We start from the raw sequence: 1,149 nt of genomic DNA, 5'->3' as shown, positions 1-1,149 counted from the left end.
CCTCGATCCACCGCGTGAATTTTGATCTTCGATCTCGGGCGGGGTTCCGGTGGTTTTTGGAGTGCGGGCAGCGGTGATCGCCGGGTGGCCGTCCGGTGCGGGGTCTCCGAGGTCTTCCTGGTCGCGGGCGGTTGGTGCGGTCGCGTGGGTCAGGTGGGCATGCGCTGTCCGGTGGCCATCCACAGGTCGGTGAAGTCGGCTTCCCAGCGCCAGCGTTGCGGCAGGTGCAGGGTTATGCGGCGGGCGCCGGTGGCGATCCGGGCCGGGATGTTGATCAGGTGGCGGCGGATGGTGCCGGTCCGTGCCCTGGCGTGGAATGTGGAGGCGAGGTGACCGGCGGCCCGGGTGAGGTTGTAGGCGGTGGCGGCCAGGGTCAGCCAGGCGGCGTTCGCGGTGAACTTCCCCGAGGGCAGGTGGCCGAGCGCGGAGTCCTCCAGGTCGGCGAAGACCTGTTCCACCACGGCGTGTTCGCGGTGCATCGGCTCGGCCTGGACGAGGGTGAAGCGGCTGTCGGTGAAGATGACGTGGTGGCGCCAGACGCCGAACAGCTCGGCCTGGCCTTCAGGGACGCTCTTGGGGTTGAGGCGTTTCACGCGCCGCACGATGAGCCGGGCCACGGTGTGGAACTGCTTCTTCTTGCTGGTGAATGCGGTGAAGGGGATCTCAGCGATCTCCGCGTCGGAGACCCAGCGTTCCTCCTCGTCGTCCCAGATGGCGTCGGTGTACTCGATCGGCGTCCAGGCGTCCTCGGCGATGGACGCGATCGCTTCGCGGATCTTCTTCCTGACCGCAACGGCCAGCGAGAAACGGGCCCCGGCCTTCCTGCAGGCGTCGACGACCTTGTGGGAGAAGAACGCCGAGTCGGCGCGCACGATGATCTGCGCGGTGATCCCCATCGCCCGCACCGTGGCCAGGGCCTCGCGCAGCAGACTCGCCGCCCCCTTGCCGGAGCCGGCCACCCCCTTGCGCAGCCTGGTGGCGACGATGACCGGCGCGCAGGTGGATGTCTTGACGGTGACGATCTGGAAGTGCAGGCCGCGGACCTTGGTGTAGCCGAAGGAGGCGCCCTGCTTGGCCGGGCCGTAGACCTGCTTGACCTTGGAGTCGATGTCGACGAACACCACCTCGTCCGTCTTCGGCACCAGGCCG

The 1,149-nt window shown here is 68.3% G+C and carries 1 protein-coding gene; it reads right to left on the bottom strand.

Annotated elements, in window-relative coordinates; genetic code table 11:
• Positions 1 to 149: 149 nt before the first annotated feature.
• A partial coding sequence (locus ABZV31_RS38315; protein ID WP_355901510.1) for an IS1380 family transposase occupies positions 150 to 1,149 on the bottom strand: 1,000 nt, incomplete at its 5' end.

The sequence above is a fragment of the Streptomyces sp. NPDC005202 genome (genome assembly GCF_040608235.1).
Lineage (GTDB): Bacteria > Actinomycetota > Actinomycetes > Streptomycetales > Streptomycetaceae > Streptomyces.
The sequence above is the reverse complement of the archived record's forward strand: the minus strand, read 5'-3'. Positions and strand labels throughout refer to the sequence as shown.